Source organism: Acinetobacter sp. S4397-1 (genome assembly GCF_024129285.1).
Taxonomy (GTDB): Bacteria; Pseudomonadota; Gammaproteobacteria; order Pseudomonadales; family Moraxellaceae; genus Acinetobacter; species Acinetobacter lwoffii_C.
This window is the reverse complement of the sequence record NZ_JAMXXZ010000038.1, coordinates 1-17,198: the sequence shown is the minus strand read 5'-3', so window position 1 is coordinate 17,198 and position 17,198 is coordinate 1. Positions and strand designations below refer to the sequence as shown.

Genomic DNA, 17,198 nt, shown 5'->3' with positions numbered 1-17,198 from the left:
CATAAAGTGCCCCAAATAGAAGAATTACTACCTCACCGCTGGAAACCTGAACCCCGTTAAAACTTGGCGATGGCGTTCAGCGGATGCTTACGTTGGTTCTAAAAAATCCTCTATAGGTCATTATAGCTATTAATTTGATGAATTAATAAACAGTAAAAATAGCTAAGTATCAATAAATTATTAGAAGAATGCTATTTTTTAGATTTTTAAGTAATTGATTATTAATACTAATGATAAAAACAATAGACTTTTTTCTGTGAATTCGCATCAAATAGATCATGAAAAAAAAATCTCTGAAATAATGGATTTATAGATTAACTCATTGATGCTTCAGTCAGTTGATCTATCTTTTAAAGACACAATTTAGAGATTTAAATATGAATTTTTTTTTAGAAAGAAGCAGTTATAACCAGTATAGAACTGTACTAGACGAAGATGATTCCATCTTTTTCTCTTTTAATAGTGAGAACGGTTCAAGGATCGTATGTAAGTCAGCTGAGGAGTTCAAAGCAAATCTTTTAGATCAGGATGATGGAGTATATGTAGTGCGAAAAAAAAGCAATATATACTTTGATTTACCGGATTATGACTGTGAAGGATGTACAGCTTTACCGTTATGTCAAAAGAACGATATCAGTCGAATTACAGGATTTATTATTTCAGGATTGGCGAAAAAATGGAATCAATTAACTGAACCAAGGTATGAACTACGAAAGCATATTGAATTCAAAGTGGGAGATGGCTATATACTTACAGCAAATATGTTCATGGAACATAAGACTATTGCCTTTACTACAGATTCTGGATTTGTTTTTAGGGTCCTCGCAAGTAAGCAACATCCAGTGATTTATGTTAGTAACAATGATTTTGGGTTTCATTTACTTTCAAAGCAACTTGATAAAAACATTCATAAAGTCATGATTGGCTTCAATGAACCTAAGGAAAATAAACATTTATTTGTATCCATTAACGAAATATGCTGCAAGTATACATCTGAGCAAACTTATCAATATATTCTTGATCAATTAACGCTTTTAAACGCTAAAATGGATGAAAATAAATGAATCGACAACAAGTTAATTCTCAAAAATCCACTTTAGTATCTTTGGCAGCTATTTCTTTATCTTCTGTTGAAGCTAAAGCCACAGAATGGCTTTGGAAAAACTGGCTACCTTTAGGCAAATTAGTGTTATTTGCTGGAGAAGGGGGAACAGGTAAAACTAATATTGCGATGTCGATTGCATCCACAATATCCACTGGAGGCAGTTTTCCTGATGGGGCGAAATGTGAAGTACCAGGGAAAGTCTTAATTTACTCATCCGAAGATTCAGTACATGACAGTATTAAGCCGAGAATCATGTCTTATAACGGTGATGACTCGAATATCATGGTTATGCAAGGTTGTTATGACCAACATGGAAGAATCAAGCCTTTTAATTTAGACGAAATTGACAAATTATATCGATATGCTGAAGCCAATCCTGACTTACGATTAATAATCTTCGATCCGATTGTAAGCTTATTAAAAAAAGACATGAATCAGGCAAACTACGTGCGACAAACCTTAGAGCCATTATTGATGTTTGCAGAAAAATTTAATTGCACGATTCTTTGTATAACCCATCTGAGTAAAGCAAAACGTGATATCTCACTTTTAGATAGAATCATTGGATCACAAGCTTTTACGGCATTAGCACGTGTGGTTTTAGCAACCACTAAGATTCAATCATCGGGTGAGTGCTATTTTTCTAAACTCAAATCAAATGTTGATGAGCTACAGAATATTAATTTGGCTTATCAAATAGATACCGTCCTAGTTGGTGATGATATTGAAACATCTACGACAAAATGGGGAGAGCCTATTGAAGGTCATATTGATGACTTTTTAATTGAAAAAGGTGGACTAATACGACTAACACAGCGGGAGAAAGCAGAACAAATCATATTAGAAAAACTGACATTACAGAGTCCAATTTCTTCGAAAGAAATGGAAGCTTGGTATCTTGCTCAAGGTATTTCTAAAAGTACTGCTGAAAGAGTGGCTGCTGGAACAGATATGATAAAAAGGGAAAAATGTGGTGATATATGGTATTGGTCTCTAAAGGAATAAAATCTGAGTGACATGAGTGACATGAGTGACATGAGTGACATGAGTGACATGAGTGACATGAGTGACAAGAGTTAAAATTAAAAAATGTATTGAACGGAATTATTGGGATACATAATTCCTTTTCATTATAAAAATCTTATTTTCAATAACTAATGGTGTAAATTCAACTTTCTCAACTTTCTCAACTTTCTCAACTTTCTCAACTTTCTCAACTTTCTCAACTTTCTCAACTTTCTCAACTTTCTCAACTTATCTTGAATAGTTTTTTTATTTAAACGACAAAACTTGTCGTAATCAGCGTTAAACTTGCTTCTTAATATTTGATATTAAAGTTAAGATGTTGGAATAGAAAGAAAATGAGATAAAAATAGTGTCAATTGCATTTAATGATTCAGAGTTTTCAACAATATTAAAGGAACAACTTCTTCAAGTTGATTCAAAAATTCTATTATATTTAAATAAATTCCACGCAAAAATTTATGTGAGCAAATCTGAAGATGGAAACCCTTGGATTGAATTAGGCAGTGGTGAATTAGGTGAAGAGGTAGTAACTGCTCTTAAGCAATGGATTACTAAAAAAAGATTGTTAATTCTTGAAAGTGCTTCTAAGAATTTATCAAATCAGCCACCTTTTAAAGAAGCAATAAAAGTAACAACCATAAAGACAATAAAGGATTGGTTAAAAAAATCAGAAGATTTAACTAAAGGTAGAAAGGGTGAAGTAAACCCTGCTACAAAGTTTAAAGTTGCATGTGCTGCTGCATGGAGATGTCAATTTTATGGGTGTGGTGTTGATCTAAGAGAGCATTTAAGCCCAAGTATGAGTGGAAATTATAGTTATTTTGCGCATATTGTAGCTTCATCTGAAGATGGACCTCGGGGTAATAAGGATTCTGAACAACTTGCAAATGAGCCAACCAATATCATGCTTTTGTGTGATAAGTGTCATCGGTTAATTGATAAAATTGCACCAAATGAGTATGGCATTGAACATTTGCGTAAGATGCGTGAGGAGAATGTACAAGAAATTAATAGATTATTAAGTTTTTTAAAGTTCCCTGAATATCAAATGGTTGTTATTGGTGGTGCAATTGAAGGTCAGCCTTTTGTTTTTAATAGTCAGGATGCTAATGAAGCTATGTGGTTGAGAAAAACTCGTAACCCCACAAATCCAGAATACTTCCTTAATAATACAGCTTATTTTAGTGCATCAAACAACCCTGTTTATTGGGCCAGTGCATTTCAATTATTGAACTCCGATATACCTATGTTGAAAAGAATTTTGCAAGGAGTAGCTCAAGATAGACAACGTAAACCTCTAGCATTATTTCCTTTACATGGCATGTCTATTCTCATCTTAAGTGGTCGGTTGATTGGAGATAGTTACCCCATTATTTTATTTCAGTACCATAGACAGCAAATAGAATGCAAAGGTAAACAATGGGCATGGCCTGAAGTAGTTGAGCCACAAGAAAATAAATTTGAAATCATAACCCACAAAGAGAAAGTTGGTGGGGAAAGTGAAGCTCTATTATTGGTGAATATAACTGCAAAAATCCCTGGATCTGAATTGCCCGAATATTTATTCAATAACGAGTTTATTTTGCCAACCATAGAAATAACACTTGATGAGTGTTCTTTTAATGCTATTAGCCATCCTAAAGATTTAGAGCATTTAGGAGAGGCAATTGATAGTGCCTATAAAAAAATTCAAGATGAATGGAGACTTCAGAAAGTTCACTTAATTATGGTTGCACCAACGACTGCATGTGTACGATTAGGTCAAAAAATGCAGGCTCGCCATCATGCTGATTTTATCTTATATGAACGTAAACCTGGTACTGGTAACAACGGTCCATTTGAGCCTACTATCCAAATTGGTGCAAAAAAAGTTAGTTTAGTTGGAACAGATCAGGAAATAGATATTTCCTAAATTTTACTCAATAAGTATGCCTTGAACTAGAATATGACTATTAAGAAAAAAGAAGTTTTTATCTCAGTGGATGTAGAAACATCAGGTCCTATACCAGGTGATTATGATTTATTGTCAATTGGCATGTGTTTGGTTGATAAACCAACTGTCAATTTCTACTGTGAGTTAAAGCCAATCTCAAACAAGTATGACCCTGAAGCATTATCAGTGACAGGGTTTAACTTAGATACTCTATTAAGTACAGGGTTATTGGCAAATGTGGCTATGGCTGAGTGCTGTAAGTGGATTGATCAAAATGTTACAGCCAACGAAATACCTATATTTGTTGGTTTTAATGTTGGATTTGATTGGTCATTTATAAACTATTACTTCCATAAATATCTAGGAAATAATCCATTTGGCTATACCTCAGTAGATATTAAATCTATGTATTTTGGCTGTTTTGGTGGTGATTGGTCAGAAACTAAATCAAGTAAAATAGTTGAAAAATTAAAGCCGAATTTTACTAATAATCATCACGCTTTGCAGGATGCGATATTTCAAGCAGAGTTATTTAATTTAATTTTAGAAGAAGTAAACAGAAAGGGGTGAATTATGAATTTGGTAGCACAAGCGCAGCATCCAACACAAATAGATAGTTGGGAAGTGGTTTTAATGAATATTGTTCAAAAAATTTCATTAACCCCTGCTCAATACGATCTAATAACAGATAGATATAGTAATCTACAAGCGATTTTAAATGTAGCTGAAGATGAAATATTAAAAGATGCTCATATTTTTGTGCAAGGTTCGATTGGATTAAAGACAACAATCAAGCCAGCTCCTGAAGCAGAAGGGGATCTGGCCAATGTTGATGCTGATGCTATTGTCTTACTTCCTAACGCACAGAATGTAGATTCAAAAGAAGTATTAGATGCACTAACAAGGCGTTTCGAAGAAGGGACTAGAACTAGTACCCCCATCAAACCTTTGCGTAGAGGCATTAGAATTGTTTATGCAGATGAAAATCCAGGCTTCCACATAGATGTTACACCAGCACGAAATGCACGAGGTAATGGTCAATCAGCTGGTTACGGAAATTTAGAGGTCCCAGATAGAGAGACTGGTTGGAAATGCAGTTCACCTCGTGATTATTCACTGTGGTTAGAAAGTTTGGCTAAGCTTGAAATCCAAATTATTCGAAAAATGGCTGATAATAAAGTTCTAATGGATAGTGCAACTCAAGATCCATTGCCTTTGTATGAAGACTACGCTGAACATAATCCATTAAGAGCAACTATTAAATTACTAAAAAGACATCGTGATCAGTGGGCATTAAATTCAGAAAGTCCTGAGTATCGACCGATTTCTGCAGTGATAACCACTCTAGCTGCCAAAGCATATGAGAAAGTTTATAAAGAATCACAGGCTCAGGCTCTAAGGCCAATTGAGGCAATTGTAAAAATCATTGCATACATGCCACAGTTTATAACCCAAGTTGATGAAGGCTTTGCTGTATTGAATCCTAAAGATTCAGGTGAAAACTTTGCTGAAAAATGGAATCGTCCAGATGGTGAGGGTGAATCTTATCGAGAAGCATTTTTTGTGTGGCATTCACAAGCTTTAGAAAGTGTATTAATAGGACTTAATGACTTAGGTAATTCAGAATCATTTGAAAATAAACTTATGGAAAGTTTTGGAGTCCCAAGAGCATTTATCAAAGAGCAAATTATAAATGTTCCTGATAAATCATGGACATTACCTGGAAGAAACTCTCAAATAACGCTCAATGCTCTAGCATTAAATGCCTTAACAGGATCATCTTCATCTGCAGCATCAATTCATACTTCAAATGAACCAGTAGGTCGACTTGGTTAAGATGGAAAAAGTCACTCCAGAAATAAGACAAGGTATAGCATTTTTACACCAATATTTAGGTGAAGATGCTATGTCTTTGCTTAAAGAAACAGACCCAAAAGAAAAGGAGGTGCTAGCGTATGAATTTCCTTTACCTGAGGACTTCTTAGGTGTTTCACGGATACTCAGGATTAGCTTTTGTGAAGGCTTTCCAACAGTTGGCTTGCGTCTACAAATAAGTCCTTCACCTTGGCTGTTATGGCCCCATGCGATGCCACAATCGTTATGTTTGTATGGATTTGGAGAGCATCCCGCTGCAAACTCGCCTGAAAGTGTAGTAAATGATGCGTTAAGGAGGTTATCAAAGATATTGGAGCTTGTATTACCTTCTTCTAATGAAAGTAATAGAAACGAGGAATTTTATAGGGAAATAAGTTCTTATTGGAGATTGCAATTAAATTTTAATAACCATCAGCTTGTTGTTTTGGAACATCCCTCAACTAATGGTGAGCTTTTTGGACTCACTGATCAAAGGGGAGGAATAAAACGTCATCAAGTTGTATGGTTAGCATCGCAGCAACCAATGATAGAAAAGCATCTTTCTAAAATATTAAACAGGGTAGAGAAAGTATCAGTTTTAGCACCAGTTGCATATTTTATTCGCTTAAATTCTTATCCAACTGTTGAAATTCCTAATTCCAACAAAGTCTTTGAATGGATTGAAAATCATATATCTTCAGTAGATTTTCAGAGGTTATTAGAATGGGATAAAAGAAACAATAGTTATCCTATTAGATGGTTACTATTAGAACTCCCGGATACTGAGCCACCCATTATTCAAGCGATAACTCTTAAACACAAAGGTATCAAAAGTGATAGCCATCAAGTTTATGGTAAACGAGCTGGACGTCGATTACGTAAGCAACAGAATAACGATGTAACATTGTCGAGTTTGGAACATAGTCCAGTTCATTTGCTAGCAAAAAATGTAATCCATTCAAGAAACATAGAACTATCAAATAATGATATAGCAAATAAAAAAATAGCAGTAATTGGTGCAGGTTCTTTAGGTAGTTCAGTCATTATGCATCTAGTGAGGGCAGGTATTACTAACATCACCATTGTTGATCCTGATAGATTTGAAAGTGCAAATTTAGGAAGACATATTTTAGGGGTAGATGATTTAGGTAAATATAAAACCCAAGCATTAAAAGAGCGAATCCAAAAAGATTTGTCTCATATCACTATTACATCAATTCCACAATATATTCAGTATGAATGTATTAAGAATATTAGCATGCTTGATGAAATGGATGTGGTGGTAATTACAACTGCTGATTGGAATTCAGAAGAGTTTATATGGTTATTGCATGAAGTTAGGCAACCTAAGTGGGCTTTAATCCAAGCTTGGGCTGAGCCTCATGCAATTATAGGGCATGTGCTGATAACTAGACCAAATAGTATTGCTGATGGACGCTACTTATTCGATGAGCATGGAAACTTTTTACACCAACATTCAGAATGGAAGGATAATGGGGTCATCCCACTTCCTGGTTGTGGAGAAGCGTTTATCCCTGGTGGTCCTATTGGAATTAATACAATAGCGGCAATAACAGCTCAATCGGTATTTGATGTACTTACTGGAAAAGTAGAATCTGAGACATGGGTTACTAGTATAGGTGATATTGAAAAGATACGTGAATTGAATGGTATGTACGTTGGACCGAATGTACCTGAAGGTTGTAAGCAAATTGTCATTTCCAGAGAGTGGCCAAAGGAGCAGTGTACTAGTGAGCTATGATCTAGCTTGGGAATGGCGATGGAAAACGCTTGATGTTGAATTAAAAGTGTCCACAGAGGTGGTAGACATATTCTTTTCTCATCAACAAAAATTAAAAGAAGATGAGAAAGGCGGGCAGTTATTTATTGATACAAGTATGTCGGATGGTTTATGGCTTGCAGTAGCTACACCTCCACATAATGCTGACCTTTCTGGTCCAACATGGTTGGAACTAGATGCCAATAGGTGTAAGCAGGAGGCTATTGAGTATCAAAATCAAGGGTTAGTTTTGGTAGGATACTGGCATACCCATGCTGAGTTAACCCCTAATTTGTCCCCGCAAGATATAAAAAGCTTTCGTGAATTTTCACGAAAGAATATTAGCTCGTTGCCGAACCCTTTAGCTGTAATTGTTGGTAATGGTAGTAATGGCGATACAATTAGAGCTTGGTCTTTACAAGAAAATGGTTTTATACAAGCTACATTAAACTAATTGGTGTTTAGAAGGGTATCTTTTGTGAAGTTTTCCAAAGATAAAATTGTAATTGATGAATATAAAAAAATTGAGGAAGGTAAAGTATTTAGTGCTTTAGATTTTAGTGTCCATGTAAATGATAAAAAGCTGCAATGGATTTTGAGAGATTATATAAAAAATGGTGATTCCCTCATTCTTTTTCCGAAGGTCTATTACAAGACCAAAAAGAATAGAATGATTCCAAATAGGATTCTCACTCCAGATATACAGAATACTTTAAAAGTCTTATCAAGGCGTACTGGGGAGATGTTTCAAGAACATGGAGGGATATCAGCAAATTATTTAGGTTTAAGTACCCAAGTTCCACAAATAGAGGTTTTTTATACTAATAGAAATTCACGAGAGTTTTTATTTTTTGATTGTACTGTGAGATTAATAAAAACACGTTGTCTCGACGTTTTTCAATATCCTCATGAGAGAGTTGGTTGGGCTGTATCAGCACTTTATTTTCTTGGCCCTAAGGTTGTTGATGTGAAAATGATTAACAAATTAAAAGAATCGTTGGGTGAAGAGGATTTTCAGACATTTTTGAGAGCTAAAAAGCCAAGTTGGATTAATAAACTAATAGATGAATCATAGTTGAGATGTAGAAATAATATGTGTGATTCATAGAGATCGTTTCAATTTAGCGATCTCTAAATCCATCTTGTAATTGGCGTGTTGAATCCGTTCATTTGATGGGTTGTATTGCTTCTGGACCTCATCAGAGAAAGGGGTTTCTTCACATAATTCAAAGTACCTTTCCATCGGTGTTTTACCTTTCAAAGCTGAATGTGGTCTCATCCAGTTATAGTAATGCTGCCATTCGGCTAGCTTGTCTTGGATATCTTCAGAATTAATATCGACAGTAGCGTAGAACTCAGATTTATCAGTCTTTTGAGAAGTAAGCGTCCGCTGAGTTATTTATGGGAGGATTATCATCCAAGCAGATAAAATTATAAAGCACTGATTTAATTGCATATAACAGAAAGAATATGAAATCTGTTTTAATCTCCATATATGATGAATATCATTTAAAGCATCGTAATAAAATAGAGACTTTATTCAGCTCATTAAAAGGGTAATATAATTTAGTCCTCAGTAAAGCGAGAAGCATTGAAGTGTACTTAGCTGGAATTTATGCATCTTTATATGCTTACTAATGATGTTATCAAAATAAGCTAAACATTCGAGTAATGGAATCCTTGGCTTAAATAGGTTTCGGGTTATTTTTAGCAAGTAAATGAAAAAGTAGTTAAATGTCATCTTATTTAAATATCTGCGGCGTATGGTTCAGCCATCTTTAGATGGGTTGATGCCATGCTCGGTTCTCTTGAAAAATTCCAATTAAAAACAATCAGCGTGGTATGTATAAGTTTCAGCGCCTTATTGCTTACCGCTTGTCAAACTACTACGATAACGCGAAATCAACAAGCCAATACAGAGCAACAGCTCCAACAAGAAAAAGTCCAACAACCGAAACGTGTGGTCTTTTTTTTGGGTGATGGTATGGGCATCACCACGCTTACCGCTTCACGTATTTATGCTGTTGGTGAAGATGGTCAGTTGGCGATTGATCGGCTGCCTGAGTCTGCTTTTGTTCGTACCTTTTCTGAAGATGCGCAAGTCACGGACAGCGCACCTTCGATGGGCGCGTACATGACCGGTGTGAAGATGAAAAACGAGGTGATCTCGATGCAGACAGGGACGATTGCGGTTGAACCTGACTCAGTAGGGAATAACCAGTGCGTTAGTAACCCACAAAACAAAAATAAGCAAAACACACAGACTTTACTTGAATTAGCCAAAGCAAAGGGCTGGGGGACAGGGGTTGTGACCACAACGCGGATCACGCATGCCACACCAGCATCGACTTATGCGCATATATGCCACCGTGATGCTGAAAATGACATTGCATCACAGTTGGTCCCGAGCTCAAAAGGCGATGATTATCAACGCTATAACCTCAAACTCAAAGATGGAGTCGATGTGGTTTTAGGTGGAGGTAAGCGTCAATTTTTGCCTAAAGATGCAGGTGGAGAACGTACTGATGGGCGCAATCTAATTACCGAGATGCAAAAGGCAGGCTACCGCGTGGTTTTTGATGAAAACCAACTGTCCCAAGTGCAACTGGCGAAAAATGAAAAATTATTGGGTTTATTTAATCACAGCCATTTAAATTACGACTTGGATCGCACCAAGAAAAACTTGGCAGAGCCGAGTCTCAAGCAAATGACGCTGTCTGCTTTAGACATCCTGACGCAAAATAAAAAAGGTTTTTTCCTGATGGTGGAGGGCGGGCGTATAGATCATGCGCTGCATGACACCAATGCCAAACGTGCTTTACAAGACACGATTGCCTTAAATGATGCTTTAGAAGCAACCATTCAAAAGCTTAAACAAAGTGATCCTGAACTTAAAAATACACTGATTGTAATCACAGCCGACCATGATCACACCTTGGTTTTAAATGGTTATGCCAAGCGTACAGGAAAATACGTCGAAGGTAAGGAAACCAGTGTGCTTGGATTGGTAAAAAACTATGATCAAGCGGGCTTTGCTCAAGATATTCATGGTCAACCTTATCCGATTATCGGTTTTGGTACGGGCAAAAAACGCCCCACTCAAAACCGTATGGATGACTTGGTACTGAACTTAAAAGACACTGATGTCTGTCATCCTGTACAAGGGCCAAAGGCACCACAAGGTGAAAAATATAGTTTCACCTATCCTTTGGCTGAAACGGGTTGGTGTACGGGCACTGCTGCGGATGATTTCCAACAAGAAGCTGTGATTCAAACGGGCTATAAAGATAAAGAAACGCATGGCGGTGCAGATGTGTTTTTAGGTGCGATTGGTCAGGGAGCCGATCAGTTCTCAGGTAGCCTTGAAAATATTGAGGTCAATCACCTCATTCGTAAGATCACAGGCTTATAGCAGAGGGATATCACATGAAACATACTTTAAAAACCATCCCATACATGATGCTTCTGCTTACAGCGTCGATTTCTTCAAGTGCTTTGTATGCTGCGGACACCACAGTTACACCGACGAAAAGCGTTATATTCTTTTTAGGCGATGGCATGGGACCAACCACAGTGACGGCAAGTCGTATTTATGCTGTGGGGGAAAATGGCAAACTGGCCATGGACAGCATGAAGCACGCAGCAAGGATTAAAACCTATTCTGAGGATGGTCAAACCACAGATAGCGCTCCCTCTATGGGTGCCTATATGACTGGGCAGAAAAATAAAAATGAAGTGATTGCCATGACAACAGGAACGGTTGCGGTCGAACCTGAAGAAGGAAAATTGCCGAATGGCAAAAGCTTAGCGAAAGCCATCAACCGTTGTCCAGAACAGGGCAGTAGTATGGTCGCAGGGATGCCTGCGTTAAGTATTTTAGAACTGGCAAAAAAGCAGGGTAAAGCGGTTGGCGTAGTGACGACGACCGAACTCACCCATGCCACACCTGCGGCAACCTATGCACATATCTGTCACCGTGATGCGCAATACGATATCGCGCTTCAAGCTGTTCCAAAAGGTAAAGCTTATAATCCAAACTTATTGGATGGTATTAATGTCCTTATGGGAGGCGGCTTAAATCATTGGACGCCTTATGATGCAGTCTCTAACCCCAAAGGGCGCTTGGATGGTCGTGATTTATTGGCAGAGTTTAAACAGCAGGGTTATCAAATCGTTTTAAGCCAAAGTGATTTGGCACAGACGGTCAATACTCAGAAAATTTTCGGCATATTCTCCACACAGTCACATTTAAATTTTGATTTGGACCGACTCAAGAAGAATATAGAGACTGAACCGAGTCTGGCGGCGATGACCAGTAAAGCGATTGATGCACTGCAAGCACAGAGTCATGGACAAGGCTATTTCTTGATGGTTGAGGGTGGGCGTATTGACCATGCGCTACATGCCAATAATGCCAAACGGGCATTGCAGGAAACCAAGGCATTTAATGATGCAATTCAAACTGCACTGGATAAAGTGGATTTGAGCAATACCTTGATTGTAGTGACGGCAGACCATGACCATGTGATGACCTTTAATGGTTATGCCGCACGAACGGGTCAAACGACGGAAACTAATCCAGGTATTTTGGGGCTGAGCTATGACTATAATATTGCAAAAGAGCAAAATGCTTACAGCAAAGTGCTGGCTGATGGCCAAGTACATAATCCATACCGCGATGTAAATGGGGCAACAGGAACGACGCTTGTTTTTGGAAATGGTACGGGTAAACGTTTAGATATTCGTGACAGTATTAGCAACGAGCAAGCCTTTGCTGACGACTATAAACAAGAAGTCGGGGTACAACTGACGAAAAGCGAAACACATGGCGGCGGAGATGTGATGCTGTTTGCTGAAGGAAAGAATTCAAATCTATTCAAAGGCACACAAGAAAATACATGGGTATTTGAGCAATTGAAAAAGGCGTTTGGATTCTAATGGATACAAGATTTATACGGCCGTTCAAATTCAAAATGAAATTCTTAGCATTGTCTTTCAGTTTGCTCAGTCCATGGGTATGGTCGGCCGATGAATATCGTATTGATTATCAGATAGAACGATTGGATGCCAATGGGGTCACGACCATTCAAAAATACAGTGAGAAAATAATTCGAGATGAGCAAAATATTTGGATTGAACGTTTAAACACACAAACGCATGCTGACGAAGCCCAGACACATAGCAACGCTCATGTGTCTGCCAAAACAGACACCCATGAGCATGTGAGTTTTGACAGTGCAATTCAGTGGATGCAGCGCAAAGATGTAGTCGGGCAAGCAAACGTAGAAAGTCCGTTTCAGCGTTTTTATATTTTGCCAGATGAAAAAATGCGGGTGCAATTGCAGGATGTCGATCAAGAAATGCTAGGGATGAAAAACTGTTGGCGCTGTGAATATAGTTTGATTCATCCTGACATTTTAAAGCGAGCACAATTGATTCAACGTGATCCGAAGTTAGCGCATTATCAAATACGCAGTGCTGGGCAAACGTTGAATATTATATGGAGTGAACAGGATCAACTGGTTCAAAAATACGAATTGCTCAAACCGACCTCAGGCTATGCCAAAACCTTTACCGTGCGCAAAATTGGCCAACATGTTGCTATACCTTGGACACAAACAGAAAAATACAGCGAACGTGACTATGCGGACTTTAGTGATTAGCCGATGAGTTTTTGACTTTTAATTTCGACGTTACAATAGAAATACCCGTGATTTTTTTGGGAAAAATAAGCGCTTAGGACTGTGCCGCTTGTACGGTTAAACCACTCCACCGCTTAAACGCACGTCGAAAATTAGTGGCATCGTTAATTTGTAAATACTGAGAAATCTGTTCAGTTTTAAAACCATGTACACGATATAAAATTATGGCAGTATGCAAACGACTTTGATCGAGTTGCGCCTGAAAATGGGTCTGATGCTTTTTCAGTTTACGTTTTAAGGTGGCAGAACTCATTTGAAAATAGTCAGCGGTTTGTTCAAGTTGAATATTATTTTGAATATTCTGCATTAAATATTGGTGCAAACTGAGCAAAAAACTCTGTTGAATATTTTGAGCTGTCATTTCTTTCAGCGCATATTGATAACTGATTGAAGCTAAGGTCGAAGAGGCATTGGGAAGTTTTTCATAAATCAAATCGCGAGGTAGGCTCATCATGTTGATCGGGCGATTAAACTCTAAAGCACTGCCTAAATGTGTCCAATATTGTTCAATATAATCCGGTTCAGAAAAATTAAACTCGAATTTCCACGCTAATTTGGCTTGGTACAGTTGACGGCTAAACGCTTGTACTGCACTCATTGCGCTTTCGATTAAAAAGCGATTTTCAAGCTTGTTTTCATCTAACCAATAAATATGAATATGGCTTTGACTGTACATGAGTCGAGGGCATAACCAAGGTGAAACGGACGCGGAAAATGTTAAATAACGGCTAAGTGCCTCATCGAAGGTCGATGCATAAAGCATGGATTTAATGGCGTCATTAAAGGGGGTGGTTAGGCTGCGTTGACCAAATAAAAAACTGATGTCCTGATTGCGAAAACACTGTTCAGCATTTTTTAAAACCTGTTGTAACTGTTGTTGACTAATTAGTTTTTGCCCCGAAAAGATATCTTCTAAGAAAATACTGCTGCCACTGAGCAGGACGTGATGTTCGACTTCATGACTCGCTGCCAAATCAATTAAAATAGACAATTGATGATGCGCAGGAATGTAGCTGTAGTCGCATTCAAAGCTCATACCATGACTCGCTTCGGTGAGTAGTACTGCTTCACTTGGAGCAATTGCTGATTTAAGGCACTCAAGAGTTGTTGGGCAGTTTGGTATTGTCCGACAGCGCAGCAGGTCGTGAGTGCTTTTAGAGGAATGTGCACAGACAGATCACGTTGATAATAAGCACTGACCATAAGCATGCGTTCAAGTTGAGCAGCCATTTTTTCAGCCTGTTGTAGCTTAGTCTCTGGTAACAACATAATAAAACGATCTCCTGCGAAGCGGCAGAGCAGGTCTTGTGGTCGTAAGTTTAAGCTAATCAATTGTGAAACATGCTGTAAAATAGATGTGCCTTCATCAAAGCCATGTGTTTGATTAATCTGATTAAAATTATGCATATCTAGCAGTATAACGGACATGTCGCTGGGTTCATGCAAGTTTTGCTCGATTGCGGCTTTGAGCTGTGTTTTAAAATAATGAGCATCGGCCAAAGGGGTGAGTGCATCGAATAAGCGATGATCCCGATAAATACGTTCTCGTTTTTGCATGTGTTTAGAAATTGCCTGTTCTTCTTGATGCCAAAAATAAATCCCGATGGTAAATAGATACAGTCCAATTGGAAAAGGAATGGACTCAAGCCATGCATCCCACATGATTTCTTTAGGCAGGCGAATAAACTCATCTAAGCTGTCCATCCACATGTGGAAAAAAATAAAACACAGTCCATAAAAGATATAGTTGGTTACACGGCCCAAAGGACGGCTTTTAATAATAAAGAAAATCCAAATACCAATAAAAACAGTTGCTCCCCCTTCACCTAAAATATCGACCCAGTTCCATTCAGCAAATGACTTGCTCTGCCCAAGTAAGATAAACAACCAAAGGGATAAGCTACAGGCAGTCGCTACACATAATAAAGGCCAGCGGTAGTAAGCAAAGTATTTAGGCATAGCATTTTTTGAAATGATTTATTTTCGCCCAAGCTAAACAGATTTAGATGACAGTTTGATGGCAATGGCTAGGGTCAAAATAGATCAGGGTATTTTTGATTTTTGAGAATAAAAATGCTGAAAAACCCTATCTTTGAGGTGAATATGCATCATTCTGTATGCTCAGTATTTTCTCTATACAGATCAAATTAGCTCATTTTTTGCTGAAAAAGGCCAAAAACAAATAAAAAGGACAGATCGTAAAAGGCACTGTCACATCATGTTCACATTCAATTTCTATTGTGCGTTCAAACCATGCCACTTTGGCTTGAGGGGAAGAACATAATGCAAAATAATCAGAGCCGTTTCATGAAACATAAGCGTGCGGGTTTTCAGCTCAGCACACTGGTCCTGTCAATGCTGAGCATGACGCATCTACATGCCGAAGATAACACGGTGGAATATGTACAGGTCATTGGTCAAGCTGCAAGTATGGATAAAGCACTCAAAGAACAAAAACGTGCCGACCAAATCAGCAGTGTGGTACATGCCGATGGCATTGGACAATTACCCGATGACAATGCCGCAGAAGCGTTGCAACGGATACCAGGTGTATCTACAGAGCGTGACCAAGGCGAAGGACGTTTTGTTTCCGTTCGTGGTTTAGGCGCTGACTTAAATGCAGTAACCATCAATGGTACTTTGGTTCCCGCGCCTGAAAGCGATCGCCGTGGCGTAGCATTGGATGTCTTACCTTCAGAGCTAGTACAGTCATTGGCTGTGGTGAAAACGCTGACACCAGACATGGATGCCAACTCATTAGGTGGTACGGTGCAGGTTGAAAGTTTATCGGCTTTTGACCATGACGGTTTGTTTTATACGGGAACGATTGAAGGTGGTTATGATGAAAAACGGGAAAAATATAGCCCTAAAGCATCTGGTGCTATCAGTAATCGTTTCAGTGTTGGTGAGGGGCAAGACAACCTTGGGGTGGCACTGGCACTGAGTTATCAAAACCGAAAATTTGGCTCGGACAATGTTGAAACGGGTGGGGCTTGGGATGGTGACGCACTTGAAGAAACCGCAATGCGTCAATATGACATCGAGCGTGAGCGCATTGGTGCGGGTTTAAACTTTGATTACCGTCCGAATGACAGAGGCGAATACTATTTAAGAACTTTATATAGTCGCTTTAAAGACACTGAATCACGTCAGGAAGTGGCGGCTGAATTTTCTGATCCACAACTTGCAGGCCAGCGTGGTGATGCAGAAGTGACTCGTTCACTGAAGAGCCGTGAAGAAACACAAGAAATACAGTCTTTTGTCCTCGGTGGTAAGCAAGGTTTTGGCACGTGGACGGTGGAAGGTCAGCTCGGTTATAGCGAAGCATCGGAGGAAAATCCAGGGGGAATTTCGGGGGCAAAATACCAAGGTGATTTTAGTAATGTTGGATTTAATAGTACGCAAAAACCTGTAATTACGGCAGACCAAGATTTTTATGATGCGGCCAACTATGAGTTAGATTCGGTGTCGTGGGAAAAATCTAAAACCACCGATAAAGAATACAACGGTAAATTAGACTTTTTGAAAGACTATATGCTGGGGAATTATGCTGCTGCATTGAAGTTCGGCGGAAAAATCAGTCAACGTGAAAAAACCAACAATACCGATGAATGGAAATATGAAGATCTCAGTACGTCAAGTTCAGATTTCAATTCAAACAGCCATTATGAACTGGGTCAGTTTGGTCCAACCATTAATAAAAACGCTCTCTGTACACGACAAATTTCACAGAACCCTTATCCTATCAGGGTTCTGCCTTCTTAAAATTGCCAAAATTTCCTTAAACTCTTCTTTTTT

At 38.3% G+C, this 17,198-nt stretch carries 13 protein-coding genes and 3 pseudogenes; 13 read left to right on the top strand and 3 right to left on the bottom strand.

All coding sequences use genetic code 11. The annotated features are described in order from the left end of the window. Positions 1–377: 377 nt before the first annotated feature. The 8 genes from NI467_RS13125 to NI467_RS13090 all read left to right on the top strand — a co-directional run bounded on the left by NI467_RS13125 (position 378) and on the right by NI467_RS13090 (position 8,773). Positions 378–1,064 carry a hypothetical protein gene (locus NI467_RS13125; protein WP_067766291.1) on the top strand — a complete coding sequence of 229 codons (687 nt, stop codon included), beginning with the start codon at positions 378–380 and terminating at the stop codon, positions 1,062–1,064. Next, positions 1,061–2,110 carry an AAA family ATPase gene (locus NI467_RS13120; protein WP_087933304.1) on the top strand — a complete coding sequence of 350 codons (1,050 nt, stop codon included), beginning with the start codon at positions 1,061–1,063 and terminating at the stop codon, positions 2,108–2,110. Before NI467_RS13125 ends, NI467_RS13120 begins: the two co-directional genes overlap by 4 nt. 370 nt (positions 2,111–2,480) lie before the next feature. After that, complete coding sequence (locus tag NI467_RS14820) at positions 2,481–4,043, top strand: SAVED domain-containing protein (RefSeq protein WP_087933303.1); 1,563 nt, start codon at positions 2,481–2,483, stop codon at positions 4,041–4,043. A 33-nt stretch (positions 4,044–4,076) separates the two neighbouring features. Further along, positions 4,077–4,634 carry a 3'-5' exonuclease gene (locus tag NI467_RS13110; RefSeq protein WP_253153352.1) on the top strand — a complete coding sequence of 186 codons (558 nt, stop codon included), beginning with the start codon at positions 4,077–4,079 and terminating at the stop codon, positions 4,632–4,634. Between the two features lie 3 nt (positions 4,635–4,637). Further along, positions 4,638–5,900, top strand: a complete 1,263-nt coding sequence (locus tag NI467_RS13105; protein ID WP_087933301.1) for a nucleotidyltransferase — start codon at positions 4,638–4,640, stop codon at positions 5,898–5,900. A 1-nt stretch (position 5,901) separates the two neighbouring features. Then, positions 5,902–7,680 carry a ThiF family adenylyltransferase gene (locus NI467_RS13100; protein ID WP_087933300.1) on the top strand — a complete coding sequence of 593 codons (1,779 nt, stop codon included), beginning with the start codon at positions 5,902–5,904 and terminating at the stop codon, positions 7,678–7,680. Continuing rightward, positions 7,670–8,152 (top strand): Mov34/MPN/PAD-1 family protein, encoded by a 483-nt coding sequence (locus NI467_RS13095; protein WP_005234367.1) that lies wholly within the window; start codon positions 7,670–7,672, stop codon positions 8,150–8,152. Before NI467_RS13100 ends, NI467_RS13095 begins: the two co-directional genes overlap by 11 nt. Positions 8,153–8,176: 24 nt before the next feature. Beyond that, positions 8,177–8,773, top strand: coding sequence for a DUF6088 family protein (locus NI467_RS13090; RefSeq protein WP_005234369.1), 597 nt, complete (start codon positions 8,177–8,179; stop codon positions 8,771–8,773). A 27-nt stretch (positions 8,774–8,800) separates the two neighbouring features. On the opposite strand, the pseudogene NI467_RS13085 reads toward NI467_RS13090, so the two are convergent. Beyond that, positions 8,801–9,076 (bottom strand): annotated as a pseudogene (locus tag NI467_RS13085) (integrase core domain-containing protein); the annotation flags it as partial. Between the two features lie 65 nt (positions 9,077–9,141). Between NI467_RS13085 and NI467_RS13080 the strand changes: the two are divergent. The 4 genes and pseudogenes from NI467_RS13080 to NI467_RS13065 all read left to right on the top strand — a co-directional run. Further along, positions 9,142–9,336 (top strand): annotated as a pseudogene (locus NI467_RS13080) (IS982 family transposase); the annotation flags it as partial. A 157-nt stretch (positions 9,337–9,493) separates the two neighbouring features. Continuing rightward, positions 9,494–11,110 carry an alkaline phosphatase gene (locus NI467_RS13075; RefSeq protein ID WP_131273880.1) on the top strand — a complete coding sequence of 539 codons (1,617 nt, stop codon included), beginning with the start codon at positions 9,494–9,496 and terminating at the stop codon, positions 11,108–11,110. 14 nt (positions 11,111–11,124) lie between these two features. Next, complete coding sequence (locus tag NI467_RS13070; protein ID WP_253153351.1) at positions 11,125–12,636, top strand: alkaline phosphatase; 1,512 nt, start codon at positions 11,125–11,127, stop codon at positions 12,634–12,636. 35 nt (positions 12,637–12,671) lie between these two features. Continuing rightward, positions 12,672–13,361 carry a hypothetical protein gene (locus NI467_RS13065; RefSeq protein ID WP_228276958.1) on the top strand — a complete coding sequence of 230 codons (690 nt, stop codon included), beginning with the start codon at positions 12,672–12,674 and terminating at the stop codon, positions 13,359–13,361. A gap of 73 nt (positions 13,362–13,434) precedes the next feature. On the opposite strand, the gene NI467_RS13060 is transcribed toward NI467_RS13065, so the two are convergent. Both NI467_RS13060 and NI467_RS13055 read right to left on the bottom strand, forming a co-directional pair. Beyond that, entirely contained in the window at positions 13,435–14,436 is a 1,002-nt protein-coding gene (locus NI467_RS13060) for an AraC family transcriptional regulator ligand-binding domain-containing protein (RefSeq protein ID WP_005399817.1), read from the bottom strand. After that, positions 14,433–15,359 carry a diguanylate cyclase domain-containing protein gene (locus tag NI467_RS13055; RefSeq protein WP_163141003.1) on the bottom strand — a complete coding sequence of 309 codons (927 nt, stop codon included), beginning with the start codon at positions 15,357–15,359 and terminating at the stop codon, positions 14,433–14,435. The genes NI467_RS13060 and NI467_RS13055 overlap by 4 nt, the downstream gene beginning before the upstream one ends. Positions 15,360–15,653: 294 nt before the next feature. Here NI467_RS13055 and NI467_RS13050 point away from each other — a divergent pair. Further along, a pseudogene (locus tag NI467_RS13050) lies at positions 15,654–17,093 on the top strand (TonB-dependent receptor plug domain-containing protein); the annotation flags it as partial. Positions 17,094–17,198 lie beyond the last annotated feature (105 nt).